Source organism: Neptuniibacter sp. QD29_5, from assembly GCF_047778125.1.
In the GTDB taxonomy this organism is placed as follows: Bacteria; Pseudomonadota; Gammaproteobacteria; order Pseudomonadales; family Balneatricaceae; genus Neptuniibacter.
Map to the genome: position 1 here is coordinate 2,806,550 of NZ_CP180556.1, position 13,394 is coordinate 2,819,943.

The following is a 13,394-nucleotide window of genomic DNA, read 5'->3' on the forward strand; positions in this document are numbered from 1 at the left end:
GCTAAAAATCCGTGCCACCAAACTGACTACTCAGGAGCAAGCTTCTTTTGCTTAAAGTACAAACACTATAAGTCCCGACGCTTCTTTTAAGTTTAGTAAGCTATGGAGAGACTGCCAGTTAGCAAAATTCAAGAAAACTAAGAGAAAATGAGAGGGATTTATAAACTAGGCAGCGATTATGGAACACACCATCTGCAGATCAGAGAGTATTTAGTGCATCAACCATACGAAGATTTAATCGACCTTGTTGATTTTTAGCATAGTCAACAGGCGCAATGGTTCTTTCAAACCGTTCAATGATTTCAACTAGGTTATAACCATTCTGGGGCGCAACTCGAAGAAGAGGGAGATTAACATCATGACAGATCTCTTCTAGGAAAAGATCTTGTTTCTTAAACTGCTTCTTATCGTAAGCATGGTCATCCAACTCGACAGCGCACACTACACGGTTGTTCGAGGGATCTGAAACAATGTAATCAAACTGACGATGGCGAATCTTTTTCAATGCTTTTCGTTTTGCCCTATCCGATTTTTCAGGCAATGCTTCTAACACTTCAGGCATCGGCACTTTACAGTGCACTTGGTATTGTCCACCGACAGCTTTTTCTAAAACCGATGTAAACATACGCTCTGTATGTGAAAGAGAGGTATCTGGCGCTTTAGATTTTTTGGCACGAATAATCACGACCAAAAGCAGCATAAAAACAGCTACTCCACTCGCAAAATAAATCCATAATTTTTCGTCCACAATAACGCCCCACCCCGTTTGAAGGCGCAATATTACCGAGAGTGAAAGCGGAAAGCATCTGAATTTTATGATCTAAAATAATTTCAGTGCCAAAGTATAAAAAGCTACCCAAAACGAAGTTTAGAAGGTCTATTAATTGAAAGGTTATTGATAGCTAAATGCCGGGGAGATGGGAGATGTAATTCAAGTTTTATACGCCACAAATCATTCAGAGAAAAATCAATAATCCTTATCTGAATCCGACCTTTAACTTTACAAACATACTACTAGACTCAAATATCTAGCCAGCGGCACACCATAAAGCATCACCCCGAATACCCCTGCCAAGTAAGATATAGCCTCAGGTCTAACTCTAGTTGGTGATAATCAGCTTCCATATGCTGACATAGCTGATAGTACGCTTTGTTATGATCCAGTTCTTTCAGGTGAGCTAATTCATGAACAACAATCATCCTTAAAAAAGCTTCAGGCAATTGTTTGAATCGCGTATCAATCAGGATCTCTTTTTTCGATTTCAGTTTATTTCCCTGAATGCGAGATACACGACTATGCGTACCTAATGCATTCACTGCTGCAACTTTATCACTGTATTGAACTTTACTGACAGGTGCCGATTTTCGCATATAGCGATTTTTCAGATCCATCGTATATTCATAAAGCGCTTTATTGCTTTGAATCGAATGAGAATCTGGATATTTTTTCTGTAGAAGAGGCCCCAACGTTTCCTCTTGCAACATAGTGAGTGCTTGTTGCTTTAGAGACTCGGGGTAGTGATTAATATATTTCAGAGCAGTCATAATAAAACGGGACCAGTTTAACCGGTCCCGCTAGATATCAATTACAGTTTACGGATCAGTAACGTCATGCCTTCGCTGGCATAAACTTCTACTTTAGTTCCCGCTTCCAAATCATCTTCAGCAGCAACCTTCCAAAAAGTATCTCCGACCTGAATGCGGCCTAAGCCATTTTCAACGTCATCTGCCAATGTCAGTTTTCGTCCAATCAATTGAGCCGCTCGATCATTGATGATCCCTGCTTCATCATCATTGTTTTGGCAACGGAAGAACTTCCAGAAAATAACCGAAGCAATAACGGAAAAGAGCGCAAACAATAGGAATTGATGCTGCCAATCATTTAGCACACCAATCGCCATTAAAGCAGCAACGGCAAAAGCAGATATAGACACACCGATCATAAATCCGGCAGCGCCTAAGGCTTCACCGCCTAAAAGCACCAACGCCAGAATAATCCAATGCCAGTAAGTAATTGATTCGAGTAGTTCTAACATTTAAGAACCTATCTTAGTTTCTTTTAACAGCTCGCTGATACCAGCAACGGAGCCAATAACACTGCTTGCTTCTAGAGGCATCATCACGACTTTAGCATTTTCGCCTGCACCAATATTTTGCAGAGCTTCAGTATATTTTTGAGCGACAAAATAGTTCAGAGCTTGTGGATTACCTTGTGATATTGCTTCCGAAACCACTTTGGTTGCACGCGCTTCAGCCATTGCCAAACGCTCTCGTGCTTCCGCTTCTCTAAACGCAGCCTCTTTCTCACCTTCTGCAGTCAAAATGGCGGCTTGTTTTTCACCTTCGGCAACTTTAATCGCAGCTTCTCTTTCACCTTCAGCCGTTAAAATCGCAGCACGCTTTTCACGCTCAGCTTTCATCTGGTTTGCCATCGCTTCAACAAGATCAGCCGGAGGTGAGATATCGCGAATTTCCACACGGGTAACTTTAACGCCCCATGGGTCAGTCGCTTCATCAACTTTGCTTAACAATTGGCTATTGATGTTATCTCGGTTAGATAACATCTCGTCCAGTTCCATCGAACCTAAAACCGCACGGATATTAGTCATTACCAAATTCTGCATCGCGCGATAAAGATCGTTGACTTCGTAACTCGCTTTAGATGCATCCAACACCTGATAGAAACAAACCGCATCTGTTGTTACTTGCGCGTTGTCAGAACTGATCACTTCTTGAGGCGGTACGTCCAGTACTTGCTCCATCATGTTTTGCTTAGCGCCAATCTGATCAACAAAAGGAATAATCAGATTCAAACCTGGTGTCAGAGTTTTGGTAAAACGGCCAAAACGTTCTGTTGTCCAGTTATACCCCTGAGGAACCATCTTAACCCCAGAAAAGATAAAAATTAATGCGAGAACAACCACTACCGCAGCGGTAATTTCAAACCCAAACATCACAATCTCCTTTAGTAAAGTTGGGAGGAAGTATTCATCTTAATACTGATGGGAAAGAACTGAAATGGCTTAGATAAATTAAGCGTGAGGTATCGGAAAGCAATCAATTAGAAATATTAAACGCTTTTCTGGTGAAGAGAGGACAATCTTAGGTAAAAGGATTATTCCTCTTCGGCTTGTTCATGCTCAGCAAGAAAGCCACGAATAAAACGACGGACTTCACGTGCAGCACTCGTATCTAGTTCTTCACATAACGCGACAAAATCATCGCGTTCTACATCGTTAATGCGAATAACTAACTGGCTATTTTTCTTTTTAGCCTTAGATTTCTTTTTTGACTTCATCATTTTTCAACTCTAAATCGTCAACTGACTGCAAGAATACAGCAATTATCCCCTTACCCCAACGTACATCTTAAGAATATCTAAGGTATATACACTTTAATTTCTGCCAGCCTTAAAAGTTATCAAGAAACGAAAACTATAATCATTGAATATCAGAGGGATAGATGTATTTCTTTGTTCCTTAACAAATCCGCTCTAGACAAAAGTAAACGACTGTTTAAAATCCAAACCCATCACTACAAAAAAATAAGGACATTTACCCATGAAAAAATTAGTAGCCATCGCATCACTTGCTCTTTTCAGCACTGTTGCTTCAGCTGACTGGACGCTAAGCCAACAAGATTCTGACTTCAGTTTCTCATCCATCAAGAAAGCTAAAATTTTAGAAAACCATAGTTTTAAACAGTTTAGCGGCGGCATCGATGCTGCAGGCAAAGCAACGCTAACTCTTGACCTTGCATCTGTAACTACAGGTATCGAGATCCGTGACGAGCGTATGCAAAATATGCTGTTCGAAACAGGCAAATTTGCTCAGGCCAACTTCACGGCTCAAGTAGATGTAAAGCAAATTGAGAAACAAGCCGTTGGTTCCATTCAGCCGCAGACTATCACCGGCAAATTAAGCCTTCACGGAGTTGAAAAAGAGATTACTGCTCAAGTAAATGTCGTTAAGCTAGCTGACAACAAAGTATTGGTTAGCACAGCTCAGCCAATCACTATTAACGCTGCGGATTTTGCACTAGATTCTGGGGTAACTGCACTTAAAGAGATCGCAAAACTACCATCTATCTCTTTCGCTGTACCTGTTAGCTTCAACCTTGCTTTCACTAAGTAAAATCCACTTAAAGTTATTAAACCCAGGTATGTTTACCTGGGTTTCTTTCAATTCCAAACGCCCTACCAACGCTACATTCTAAATCATCCCTTGTGATAAACTGCGGCCTGTTATTTTCGAATCAGTTTTGGGCCCGTATGAATATCTTCGAAACCCCTTTCGGTCAATTCTCTCTTTCTCGTTATCCTCGTCGTAAAAACGAACAACTACGTGCGTGGGACGCTGCTGATGAGTACCTGTTAAATCAGATTGATCCGGAAGAGATCCTTGTAAATCCAAAACGTATCTTGATTCTTAACGATCAATTTGGCGGTTTATCAATCGCACTAAATGGCCAAGCGCCAACAGTGGTCAGTGATTCGTGGTTGGCTCATGCCGGTATTCAAAACAATGCTGCGGATAACGATATTGATGCAAAAGCTATAACCCTATGTAACAGTTTGGCTTATCCCGCTGAAAAATTTGACCTCGTGCTGATTAAAATTCCAAAAAGCTTAGCAATGCTGGAAGACCAACTGATCCGCTTGCGTCCTTTGTTAACATCAGAGACCAAAGTAATCGGCGGCGGAATGGTTAAATCCATTCATACCTCAACGCTAAAGCTGTTCGAAAAATATTTAGGCCCTACAAAAACCTCGTTGGCAAAGAAGAAAGCAAGACTGATCTTTCCAGAGATCGATCTGAATCGACCGCAATTAGAATCGCCCTACCCGTCCGATTATATATTGGAGAACACGCAGCATAAGATCATCAACCATGCAGGTGTATTTTCCCGTGATAGTTTGGATATAGGCACCCGCTTTTTCCTTCAACATCTGCCCGATACCGATACATTCGAAGATATAATCGATCTTGGTTGTGGCAATGGCGTTGTAGGTTTAATTGCTGCAGAAAAGAATCCGTCGGCATCTGTTCACTTTGTGGATGAATCGTTTATGGCGGTCGCCTCTGCCGAGGCTAATTTCAGAGAGGCCTTTGGCGACAGTCGAAACGCGACTTTCCAAGCAACCGATTGCCTAGCCGGCATTCAGAAGAATAGTTGTGATTTGGTGTTAAACAATCCACCTTTCCACCAGCAAAATGTGGTCGGAGATTTTATTGCTCAGCAGATGTTCCGGGAATCTCATAAAGCCTTACGGCCAGGTGGTGAGTTATGGGTAATAGGAAATCGTCATCTTGGCTATCATGTAGCACTCAAAAAGATTTTTAAAAATTGTGAGACTATCGCTAACAATAAGAAATTTGTCATTTTAAAAGCGATTAAACGTTAATCTTATTTAAAATTCAGGGAAGTAATTCCCGCAGTGAGGAAGTCTATGTATATCGCATTATCCCTCCATCTTTTAGCTGCAGTTATTTGGGTAGGCGGTATGTTTTTCGCTTATGTATGTTTACGCCCAGTTGCAGCTCAGCAACTCGAACCTCCTGCTCGGTTAGCACTCTGGCAGCAAGTATTTGCTCGATTTTTTACTTGGGTATGGGCAGCAATTCTGCTTTTGATCATCAGTGGTCATAGCATGATTGCAATCTATGGTGGGTTTAAGGGCATTGGTATGCATGTCCACATTATGCTACTGAGCGGTTATACCATGATGGCAATATTCGGACATCTGTATTTCAGTCCATATAAAAAATTGAGTCTGGCGGTAAAAGAAAACCGTTGGCCCGATGCCGGTGAACAGTTAAATAAGATCAGAAAGATTGTCGCGGTTAATCTAACTTTAGGTTTGGCAACAGTGGTTGTTGCTAGTGGCGGAAAGTTTCTTTTCTAAAATAGTTTATTCGAGCAAATTCAAGCAGAAGCACGGATAAGCGTGCTTCTGCATTTTCTATCATTTGTTATTCCCAGAGCTAGATTAGGCCTGAAGGCTCATGGGCATAGGTATATATTCACCTATTTCATCAGGTTCTGCGTCAAGAACCGCTTCCCAACCTTCTTCGCCTGGTTTCATTTCATCAGGCAAGCCCCAAAGTTCACCACACCAAAACGCAGCGATCCAACGTTTGCCATAACGAACTTTATAAAACCCAGGTTCTCTATTCTCATTCACGATCCATCTCCTTTTTATTCTTATCAAGGCAGAATCCATCTTCTTCTAACCACAATGACAATATCCATTTAATCAATCGTCATAAGCAGTTTTATTTGGATCGCCCCAGAGAATTGACGAAGCTAACTCAAGTAAATAAACCTGAGTACTGCCGAAGCTCCTTTCTCTTGTTTATTGTTTTTTATCTCTCTAACTTCTTATAAATATTTTGCGCATATAACGTAAAGTTAGAGTGTACACAAAATAACCAGACATTAAACAGGGTTTAGCCGAAGGTGTAATACCGAGAGGTCGGACAAAAATGAAACAAACTGAATTTATTTCAGGCAATAAAAAAGACCACCTATGTGATCTTTTTTAGCAAGATAAAAGCTGACAACTTTGAGGAAGGTGACAAACAACCTCAGCAGCAAACTTAACTTTCTTTTTTCTGGTCTTCGTTAATCAGGTCGCGAACTTTGAAACATCCCCAAACCATTGCGACAGTCATACCAACAATCATTGCCAGACTAGGAACCAGAACTTCCATGCTATATACATCAACCATTACGACACCCTCACAAAATTTTTCGTATTGCTCGTATTTACTTGTGACTAGATTAACCCTTTAGAGATTAGGGGTTATTGATTTAGCTCAAGAAATGATCATTAGCGAATATGAAAAATTTTACGTTTGTAACGATTCCATTTGAAAAAGCCTAAGAACTGAACCATAACTTAAATGGCGAGCCCCAGCATTAAGGGAGCTCCGGTAGTGCCGGAATAATAAAAATGCATAAGGCTCCGCCAAGACTCATAAGCTTGAGTCACCGATAACTGTTCAGGAGGTAAGCGTCATGCCTTATAAAACAGTTGCCTGGACCGCCGAGCAACTCAAAAAAATGAATTCAGAACCTTTTATGATCGATTTTCTGGATACATTTAAACTTGCCCCACTAACCTTAGCCAGCGATGAAGCCGTCGCTAATATGAATGCAGTTCTAGACTTAGTAGAAGCTCAAATAAGAAAGCCATAACCCTCTGTCCGCTCCAAAAATAAGGCAGGTCACCGTACCTGCCCTTTTTTTGCCCTTCTTAAGCCTTACCCTTTTAAAAACAACAAGTTAAACATCAAAGACATAATCATTTCGTCATAAAACTCAAAACAACCAATCAATATTAACTTTTGACCATTCGAGTATTAATTTAGATCAGTAAAATCTCGATTTTCTGTAAAAACTCTCATATTCCACTTAATTTTTTATTCCTTATAAATCAATAACTTACAAGCCTAGTTTCTATCCAGAAAAACAATTTTAAATTATTTATTTTTTCTTTAATTTTCAATGAGTTACACGAACAAAAACACCGTAATTTATTTGCGATAAATCCTTATTTAATATAGACTTATCAATATAGATAAAAGAAATTTCATTAACGAGGAAATGAAGATGCAAGAAAAGGAAGTGAAGTTACTTTTTAAAGCGGGCGTATTTGATTCTTGCCAAGCGATTCCTATCTCTATGGCGCGCGGATGGACTTTAAAATTTGTGACCAAACAGGACGAAATCATCACGCTAGATCTGCAACGATCTAAATCAGAACGTGAGTTTAAGAGTCTTGATGGCGCTGCTGCGGTAGCAAAGCGGATTGGGTTTGAATGGTTAAAAGTTCAGATCGGTGATCTTGAGTGGCAGGAAAAGGTTAAGTAACAGGCATAAAAAAACCGCTTCAAACTGAAACGGCTTTTACTGTGAATGCATTAAACGTTATTTATCTAATGCATCTTTAATCTTTTTGTCGGTCTGATATTGGCTCAATGCATACACAGACCAGATTGCTGCTGGTATCCAGCCCACTAAGGTAATCTGTAAAATAAGGCAGACAATTCCAGCTATCGGGCGACCGATCGTAAAAAACTGTAGCCAAGGAATTAACAAAGCAAGTAACAAACGCATCTTTTATCTCCTTAGAATGCGGGAGTGGAGTACAGCAAACCATTAAGCATAATGAGTTATGCCTTAATCGAAGCTGACCCTTAAAGCTCTACACGGCCGGCAGATAGCTCGTCTTCTGTCGGCTCCCGCACTTCGATTACTTCAACAGCATAGTTCAATTCAAGCCCAGCAAAAGGATGGTTCGCATCCACTGTCACTTCATCAGCATCAATCTTGGTGATGCCTACTAGCTGCAATTCACCTTTATCATCTTCCATCTGGCACACCATGCCGACTTCCAACTGATCAAAGCCAGCAAAGGATTCACGACTAATTAGCTGCACCTTAGCTTCATCACGCTGACCATAGCCCTGCTCAGGTGATAGGGTAATTTCAAACTTATCCCCAACTTCACGACCTTCTAACGCCGCTTCTAGGCCAGGCACAATGTTTTTATGGCCATGTAGATACGGAAGGGCCTCTCTATCACGAGAGTCATCCAACACATCACCAGCATTGTTTTTTAACGCGTAGTGAAAAGACACTACCTTGTTGTTTTCTACTTTCATTTTTATCTCCGATTAAACCGCTAGTCTTTGCGACATCCAGCGGCCTAAAGCTTCTATCTCTTCAATCGCGACTTCATGGCCGATTGGATACGCATTCCAACTCGGCTGATAATTCATATTTTCTAGGTTGGCATAAGCTTGCTCACCTAACTGAACAGGTACAACCTGATCCTCCGTACCATGAGCCACCCAGATAGGCAGTGCCTTATTGGCATCAGTGCGAGACGCTTCGATCTCCTCTTCTGTTGCCATGTAAGTAGACAAAGCAACCAGCCCCGCCAAAGGTTCAGCGAAAGTTAGCGCTGTCTGGTAAGCAACGGCACCGCCTTGAGAGAAGCCAACCAACAAGATTTTATCCGCTGGAATACCCTGAGCAATCTGCTCATTCACCAAGTTAGCAATACGCTGACTGGATTTCATCAGTGAAGCTTTATCAACCTTACGGTCAATATTCATCTCTAAAATGTCATACCAAGCACGCATCTCCATGCCACCATTGACGGTAACAGGCATGATCTCAGCATGAGGGAAAAGAAACCTAACATTTAGGTTCTCTGGAATACGTAGGTAAGGAACAATAGGCTGAAAATCAAAGCCATCAGCACCTAGGCCATGCAACCAGATAACACAGGCTGTAGCTTCGCCTTGAGGCTCTACGCTAACTAAGGTTTGCTCTGTTTCTTGGCTCATGGCTGCAACCTCTCAATCTGCCACTCTTGATCAACTAAATTGAACTGGAAGCGATCATGTAAACGGCTCTCTCGGCCCTGCCAAAACTCAAAACGTGTAGGTCTGAGAATATAACCACCCCATTCTGGTGGATGAGGAATATCGCCTTCTGGGTATCGATCAGCAAGGTTCTGTACCGCTTGTTCCAAAGCTTCACGGCTTTCTACAGGGTGACTTTGGCAAGACGCAGCTGCACTCAAACGGCTGCCTAGCGGACGCGCGTTGAAATACTGCTTACCCTGTTCAAGGCTCAATTTTTCTACCTGACCACGAATACGCACCTGACGCTCTAAGCCATACCAATAAAACATAATTTCGGCTTGAGGGTTTGCAGACAGGTCATCCCCTTTCTGACTACGGTAATCGGTATACCAAGCAAAGCCCTGCTCATCGAAATGCTTCAACAATACGATCCTTGCAGCAGGCATCCCATCTTTAGAAGCTGTGGCCAATGTCATCGACGTTGCATCATCTGGAGATACCTCCAGTGCATCATCCATCCACTTGGCAAACTGTGCGACAGGATCTTTGATCAGATCGCCACGTCGCAGAGGCTGCGCCAGATATTCACGGCGTTCCGCCGTTAGGTCGCCTTTATTCGTCATACAAGTCTCTTGCAAGAAAGGTTAATCAAGAAATGTGCTGCAACTATAGCATTAATCAAGGCTGCAAAAATATGTTTAGTCTACTACCTAAATTTTGCTACAACACCCATCACATCAGCTCTATAGCTTCCTCCAAACAACAGTAGATGGTTTAACAAATGCCATAAGTTGTACAAAGGAAATCTCTCTTTCCACCCAGAATAAAGCGGTGCCACTTCCCGATAGGCGCTATACAAATCCGAACTAAAGCCGCCAAAGAGATCTGTCATCGCAAGGTCCGCCTCAGTCCACCCCCAATAGACAGCAGGATCTATTAACACCGGTTTCCCCTGACTATTGGCAATCACATTCCCCGCCCATAGATCGCCATGCAATAAAGCGGGATTCTGCTCTGGCACTAATTGTTTTAAGCGTTTATTGATCGATTCAATGCCTTTGTTGATCTCTTTATCAATCAACCCACGGTCATAGCAGAGACGAGCCAAATATCCGAAACGGTGTTCAGCATAAAACTCAAAGCCATCTATGAGCTGCGAATTAGGCTGTTCGGTAGGACCACAAAAGGTGTTTTCTGTGAAACCAAAGGAAGGAACAGGCATCTGATGCAAGTGAGCCAACTGCCGCCCCAGGACTTGATCAAAGTCTGCATCCTTGGGAGATTGCTCAATAAACTCTAAGATCAATCCATCCCGATCAAACTGAATAACCTTGGGTGTAGATAGCTCTGCACAAGCTGATAAAGCCTGTAGCCCCGCTGCTTCAGCCTTGAACATTCTTTCGTTTGCGTGACTAACAGACTTTACGAACAACTGCTGACCATCACTCAGCAGCACGCGTTTAGCCGCAGCAATACAGCCACCGGAGAGGCTCTCTTCAGAATCGATGCTCAGCCCTTGCTGCTCAACCCAGCTTTGTAAACTTTTCACTGTCGCTCAGCCTCCTCTTGAATCAGCTATCCCTATACCTTTATAGTTTTAGGAACTTTACTACGCATCAATAAGGGATCCTATGCGTCTGTTGCTACTCTCTATGGTACTTATCTTTACCGCTGGTTGTATGGATAAAAATGCCAAACCGTTTGACGTTAAAAATCTAGCTAAATCCGATATCGATATGGTCGCGGATATCAATCTCAAAACCCTACGCAAACTCAGCCGTGATCTGACCATTAAGCTCTATAAACGCAACCCTAAAGAACTTCAAAAAGTCCCAGGCATGACGATTGAGAAACGTTTGGAACAGCTATTTCCGATCACTCGTTTAGCCGATGGATTCCCAGAGCTTGGCCAGAAAGATGGTGCTGACGCTGTGCCTTTAGCGTTTTCTGATAACTATCAAGGTGATCGTGTATTTGCCCTGATGGCGGGTGTTACAGGCATGCTAGACAAAGCCTATAACGGCAAGAAAGAGATCTTCATTCTGGATGAATTAGATCAACAGAAGCTCTACAACTCTGCTCGTAACTTAGAATCCGTGGCTTGGCACCTGAATAACCGCAAAGATCCTCAAGGAAACTTGTACATTCTAAGTAATGGTATTTCAGAAGAAGGGATTACTAACTACAGCTACGAACGTATCTTAGGCAAGTTGATTGGCACTCAGGATTTGATGGCGGATGTTATTGCAGATAAAACAAACCGCACCATAAACCGTGTAGTTCATGGTGCGGCTTCGATGACGTTCTTCCCAATCTAGTCTGATACTAGGTAAAGAAAATTAGCCTTGCTCTAGCTGTTTGATAAAGCGATCCGAATCTGCGATCGCTTTTTCCATATCTCTAACTAACAGATCAATATTGCTCTTGATACCGCGATACTCGGCTTTAAGGGATCCTATCGCTTGGGCATTAAGGTTATGCTTTAGGAATAGCACATTGTCCTGTAGCGCGCTTAGCACCGGCGGCATACGCTTTTCTGCACGCTTAAGGGAGCGAAGTAACTCAGCGTAACGGACTTTCGTGCTGCGCAGTTTAGCCGCACTTTGATCTCTCAATTTACGGTTAGAGTACTTGGTCAGCTCCTCCTCCCACTCTTCAAATAGATCTTCAGACACCTGTTCTACTTTCTTGATACGTGCCGTAACATCCTCTGCCGCTGCAACGCTGTCGTCGTACTCACCTTGTAGGCGGTTATAGACTGCATCCAGCTCACCGCCATTAAAGCTCACGACAGAACGAAACTGTTCTAAAGCGTCTTTGAACTGCTCTTGCGCATCTTCTTGGGACTCTCGCGCGTCTTCCACTCGATCGACCAATATATCGCGCTTATGGATACCTACCTGCTCCATCGCAGAGTAATACGCACTCTGACAGCCAACTAAAGCAACCATCAGAATAGATAAGAGGCCTAACTTAACTTTGGAAATCATTTCTGTCCTTAACCACAACTCTGTAGAGGGTTATTAATCATAATCTCAGCGATCTTATGATTATTATTAAGGCATAGAGTGACATCTGCCCTTTGCGGCATCTCTTCTAACATATGCCGGGTCAGTCGCTCGTAATGCTGTATAAAACTTTTGATCTGCTCTTCATCCATGATGCGCAGATGTTCTGTTGGCTGCTGCGTGTCGTAGATGTATTTCACTCGTTCGGCGAGTTTTTTCTCTTGCAGAGAACGCCACTCAAATACTGCATCCATACTTGGTACTTTCAACATTACCAAGACATCAAGCATGGAGTACAAAGCCTGATAAGGGCCGCCCAACTGAGTATTCACGTAATCACGCCACTCTCCGTTAGGGTCCTTCTCCTGCTCTAATTCATTGATCGCCTCCACCAGCTCGTCTGGCTTTTGCGGGTCGGCACCTACACACCAACCTTCTAGCACTATGACATCTGCTGGTCCAACCCACTCCTGCCATACCGACGCCTGACAGCGATCATCGGTCGATTTATCGAACACAGGGATTTTAGTAACACTCTCATCGGTACTGTTCTTCAGAGAGTTTAGGATCTCAATACCTAGATCTACATCATGCGTGCCAGGCACGCCTCGGGTACGAAGCAGAGGATGGATTGTTTCAGAAAGTTCAACACGCTCATTGTAGGTTTTGTAGAGATCGTCGATAGAAAAACCAACGACCTTCAAACCGAACCCTTCAGTCAGAATGACTTCTAACAAATTGAATAGTGTGGATTTACCAGCACCTTGAGCACCATTGATACCAATAACTAAAGGGCCATCTTTTTGTCGTTTACGACAAGTAATCCACGCACCTAGAGGCACATAGATCGCCTCAAACATGTCCACCAGACCGATATCTACTTTTAACGATTCCAATGTCGAAGCAAAAGCCTTCTCTACCGCAGCAACTGCATCCTCACGCTCACGGTAACTCAAACACAACTGATCTTGGGGCCAGCGAGTTATTACGCCCATAGATAGTTCCT

20 protein-coding genes are annotated in these 13,394 nt (G+C 42.6%); 6 read left to right on the forward strand and 14 right to left on the reverse strand.

The window, feature by feature from the left end:
- Positions 1 to 199 precede the first annotated feature (199 nt).
- The 5 genes from ACMXYR_RS13310 to ACMXYR_RS13330 form a co-directional block, all read right to left on the reverse strand.
- Positions 200 to 748 (reverse strand): DUF2726 domain-containing protein, encoded by a 549-nt coding sequence (locus ACMXYR_RS13310; RefSeq protein ID WP_415901964.1) that lies wholly within the window; start codon positions 746 to 748, stop codon positions 200 to 202.
- 305 nt (positions 749 to 1,053) lie between these two features.
- Positions 1,054 to 1,545 (reverse strand): YgjP-like metallopeptidase domain-containing protein, encoded by a 492-nt coding sequence (locus ACMXYR_RS13315; RefSeq protein ID WP_415901965.1) that lies wholly within the window; start codon positions 1,543 to 1,545, stop codon positions 1,054 to 1,056.
- Between the two features lie 41 nt (positions 1,546 to 1,586).
- Complete coding sequence (locus ACMXYR_RS13320) at positions 1,587 to 2,036, reverse strand: NfeD family protein (protein WP_415901966.1); 450 nt, start codon at positions 2,034 to 2,036, stop codon at positions 1,587 to 1,589.
- Complete coding sequence (locus ACMXYR_RS13325; protein WP_415882319.1) at positions 2,037 to 2,954, reverse strand: SPFH domain-containing protein; 918 nt, start codon at positions 2,952 to 2,954, stop codon at positions 2,037 to 2,039.
- A gap of 161 nt (positions 2,955 to 3,115) precedes the next feature.
- Positions 3,116 to 3,298, reverse strand: a complete 183-nt coding sequence (locus tag ACMXYR_RS13330) for a hypothetical protein (RefSeq protein ID WP_415884680.1) — start codon at positions 3,296 to 3,298, stop codon at positions 3,116 to 3,118.
- A 262-nt stretch (positions 3,299 to 3,560) separates the two neighbouring features.
- On the opposite strand from ACMXYR_RS13330, the gene ACMXYR_RS13335 reads away from it, so the two are divergent.
- The 3 genes from ACMXYR_RS13335 (at position 3,561) to ACMXYR_RS13345 (ending at position 5,905) form a co-directional block, all read left to right on the forward strand.
- Positions 3,561 to 4,133 carry a YceI family protein gene (locus ACMXYR_RS13335; protein ID WP_415901967.1) on the forward strand — a complete coding sequence of 191 codons (573 nt, stop codon included), beginning with the start codon at positions 3,561 to 3,563 and terminating at the stop codon, positions 4,131 to 4,133.
- Between the two features lie 137 nt (positions 4,134 to 4,270).
- Positions 4,271 to 5,404, forward strand: a complete 1,134-nt coding sequence (locus tag ACMXYR_RS13340; RefSeq protein WP_415901968.1) for a methyltransferase — start codon at positions 4,271 to 4,273, stop codon at positions 5,402 to 5,404.
- A gap of 45 nt (positions 5,405 to 5,449) precedes the next feature.
- Complete coding sequence (locus tag ACMXYR_RS13345) at positions 5,450 to 5,905, forward strand: CopD family protein (RefSeq protein WP_415901969.1); 456 nt, start codon at positions 5,450 to 5,452, stop codon at positions 5,903 to 5,905.
- An 84-nt stretch (positions 5,906 to 5,989) separates the two neighbouring features.
- On the opposite strand, the gene ACMXYR_RS13350 is transcribed toward ACMXYR_RS13345, so the two are convergent.
- Positions 5,990 to 6,184 (reverse strand): hypothetical protein, encoded by a 195-nt coding sequence (locus ACMXYR_RS13350; protein WP_415882323.1) that lies wholly within the window; start codon positions 6,182 to 6,184, stop codon positions 5,990 to 5,992.
- A 415-nt stretch (positions 6,185 to 6,599) separates the two neighbouring features.
- Positions 6,600 to 6,731, reverse strand: a complete 132-nt coding sequence (locus ACMXYR_RS13355; RefSeq protein ID WP_415882324.1) for a hypothetical protein — start codon at positions 6,729 to 6,731, stop codon at positions 6,600 to 6,602.
- A 289-nt stretch (positions 6,732 to 7,020) separates the two neighbouring features.
- Between ACMXYR_RS13355 and ACMXYR_RS13360 the strand changes: the two genes are divergently transcribed.
- Together ACMXYR_RS13360 and ACMXYR_RS13365 are read left to right on the forward strand one after the other, a co-directional pair.
- Positions 7,021 to 7,200: a hypothetical protein gene (locus ACMXYR_RS13360; protein WP_415882325.1), complete on the forward strand. Its 180-nt coding sequence runs from the start codon at positions 7,021 to 7,023 to the stop codon at positions 7,198 to 7,200.
- A 414-nt stretch (positions 7,201 to 7,614) separates the two neighbouring features.
- Positions 7,615 to 7,875 (forward strand): hypothetical protein, encoded by a 261-nt coding sequence (locus ACMXYR_RS13365; RefSeq protein WP_415882326.1) that lies wholly within the window; start codon positions 7,615 to 7,617, stop codon positions 7,873 to 7,875.
- A 57-nt stretch (positions 7,876 to 7,932) separates the two neighbouring features.
- Here ACMXYR_RS13365 and ACMXYR_RS13370 read toward each other — a convergent pair whose 3' ends face one another.
- The 5 genes from ACMXYR_RS13370 to ACMXYR_RS13390 form a co-directional block, all read right to left on the reverse strand.
- On the reverse strand, positions 7,933 to 8,121 hold the full coding sequence (locus ACMXYR_RS13370) for a YqaE/Pmp3 family membrane protein (protein WP_415882327.1): 189 nt from the start codon (positions 8,119 to 8,121) through the stop codon (positions 7,933 to 7,935).
- Positions 8,122 to 8,201: 80 nt separating this feature from the next.
- The gene (locus ACMXYR_RS13375) at positions 8,202 to 8,669 is read right to left on the reverse strand and encodes an FKBP-type peptidyl-prolyl cis-trans isomerase (protein WP_415899133.1); all 468 of its coding nucleotides are present in this window, start codon (positions 8,667 to 8,669) and stop codon (positions 8,202 to 8,204) included.
- Positions 8,670 to 8,681: 12 nt separating this feature from the next.
- Positions 8,682 to 9,359, reverse strand: a complete 678-nt coding sequence (locus ACMXYR_RS13380) for an alpha/beta hydrolase (protein ID WP_415901970.1) — start codon at positions 9,357 to 9,359, stop codon at positions 8,682 to 8,684.
- Positions 9,356 to 10,003: a pyridoxamine 5'-phosphate oxidase gene (gene pdxH, locus ACMXYR_RS13385; protein WP_415901971.1), complete on the reverse strand. Its 648-nt coding sequence runs from the start codon at positions 10,001 to 10,003 to the stop codon at positions 9,356 to 9,358. Before pdxH ends, ACMXYR_RS13380 begins: the two co-directional genes overlap by 4 nt.
- 83 nt (positions 10,004 to 10,086) lie before the next feature.
- Positions 10,087 to 10,929 (reverse strand): fructosamine kinase family protein, encoded by an 843-nt coding sequence (locus ACMXYR_RS13390; protein ID WP_415901972.1) that lies wholly within the window; start codon positions 10,927 to 10,929, stop codon positions 10,087 to 10,089.
- Between the two features lie 82 nt (positions 10,930 to 11,011).
- Here ACMXYR_RS13390 and ACMXYR_RS13395 point away from each other — a divergent pair, with 82 nt between their 5' ends.
- On the forward strand, positions 11,012 to 11,698 hold the full coding sequence (locus ACMXYR_RS13395; RefSeq protein ID WP_415901973.1) for a hypothetical protein: 687 nt from the start codon (positions 11,012 to 11,014) through the stop codon (positions 11,696 to 11,698).
- A gap of 21 nt (positions 11,699 to 11,719) precedes the next feature.
- On the opposite strand, the gene ACMXYR_RS13400 is transcribed toward ACMXYR_RS13395, so the two are convergent.
- Both ACMXYR_RS13400 and ACMXYR_RS13405 read right to left on the reverse strand, forming a co-directional pair.
- Complete coding sequence (locus ACMXYR_RS13400) at positions 11,720 to 12,370, reverse strand: DUF2959 domain-containing protein (protein WP_415901974.1); 651 nt, start codon at positions 12,368 to 12,370, stop codon at positions 11,720 to 11,722.
- Positions 12,371 to 12,378: 8 nt separating this feature from the next.
- Positions 12,379 to 13,383, reverse strand: a complete 1,005-nt coding sequence (locus ACMXYR_RS13405) for a hypothetical protein (RefSeq protein WP_415885706.1) — start codon at positions 13,381 to 13,383, stop codon at positions 12,379 to 12,381.
- Positions 13,384 to 13,394: the final 11 nt, after the last annotated feature.

What these genes read in the sequence shown, in the direction of transcription:
- pdxH (WP_415901971.1), bottom strand. Translation starts at nt 10,003, where the DNA reads ATGACGAATAAAGGCGACCTAACGGCGGAACGCCGTGAATATCTGGCG.
- ACMXYR_RS13405 (WP_415885706.1), bottom strand. Translation starts at nt 13,383, where the DNA reads ATGGGCGTAATAACTCGCTGGCCCCAAGATCAGTTGTGTTTGAGTTAC.
- ACMXYR_RS13355 (WP_415882324.1), bottom strand. Translation starts at nt 6,731, where the DNA reads ATGGTTGATGTATATAGCATGGAAGTTCTGGTTCCTAGTCTGGCAATG.
- ACMXYR_RS13395 (WP_415901973.1), top strand. Translation starts at nt 11,012, where the DNA reads ATGCGTCTGTTGCTACTCTCTATGGTACTTATCTTTACCGCTGGTTGT.
- ACMXYR_RS13380 (WP_415901970.1), bottom strand. Translation starts at nt 9,359, where the DNA reads ATGAGCCAAGAAACAGAGCAAACCTTAGTTAGCGTAGAGCCTCAAGGC.
- ACMXYR_RS13400 (WP_415901974.1), bottom strand. Translation starts at nt 12,370, where the DNA reads ATGATTTCCAAAGTTAAGTTAGGCCTCTTATCTATTCTGATGGTTGCT.
- ACMXYR_RS13320 (WP_415901966.1), bottom strand. Translation starts at nt 2,036, where the DNA reads ATGTTAGAACTACTCGAATCAATTACTTACTGGCATTGGATTATTCTG.
- ACMXYR_RS13345 (WP_415901969.1), top strand. Translation starts at nt 5,450, where the DNA reads ATGTATATCGCATTATCCCTCCATCTTTTAGCTGCAGTTATTTGGGTA.
- ACMXYR_RS13315 (WP_415901965.1), bottom strand. Translation starts at nt 1,545, where the DNA reads ATGACTGCTCTGAAATATATTAATCACTACCCCGAGTCTCTAAAGCAA.
- ACMXYR_RS13360 (WP_415882325.1), top strand. Translation starts at nt 7,021, where the DNA reads ATGCCTTATAAAACAGTTGCCTGGACCGCCGAGCAACTCAAAAAAATG.
- ACMXYR_RS13340 (WP_415901968.1), top strand. Translation starts at nt 4,271, where the DNA reads ATGAATATCTTCGAAACCCCTTTCGGTCAATTCTCTCTTTCTCGTTAT.
- ACMXYR_RS13370 (WP_415882327.1), bottom strand. Translation starts at nt 8,121, where the DNA reads ATGCGTTTGTTACTTGCTTTGTTAATTCCTTGGCTACAGTTTTTTACG.
- ACMXYR_RS13325 (WP_415882319.1), bottom strand. Translation starts at nt 2,954, where the DNA reads ATGTTTGGGTTTGAAATTACCGCTGCGGTAGTGGTTGTTCTCGCATTA.
- ACMXYR_RS13365 (WP_415882326.1), top strand. Translation starts at nt 7,615, where the DNA reads ATGCAAGAAAAGGAAGTGAAGTTACTTTTTAAAGCGGGCGTATTTGAT.
- ACMXYR_RS13375 (WP_415899133.1), bottom strand. Translation starts at nt 8,669, where the DNA reads ATGAAAGTAGAAAACAACAAGGTAGTGTCTTTTCACTACGCGTTAAAA.
- ACMXYR_RS13335 (WP_415901967.1), top strand. Translation starts at nt 3,561, where the DNA reads ATGAAAAAATTAGTAGCCATCGCATCACTTGCTCTTTTCAGCACTGTT.
- ACMXYR_RS13330 (WP_415884680.1), bottom strand. Translation starts at nt 3,298, where the DNA reads ATGAAGTCAAAAAAGAAATCTAAGGCTAAAAAGAAAAATAGCCAGTTA.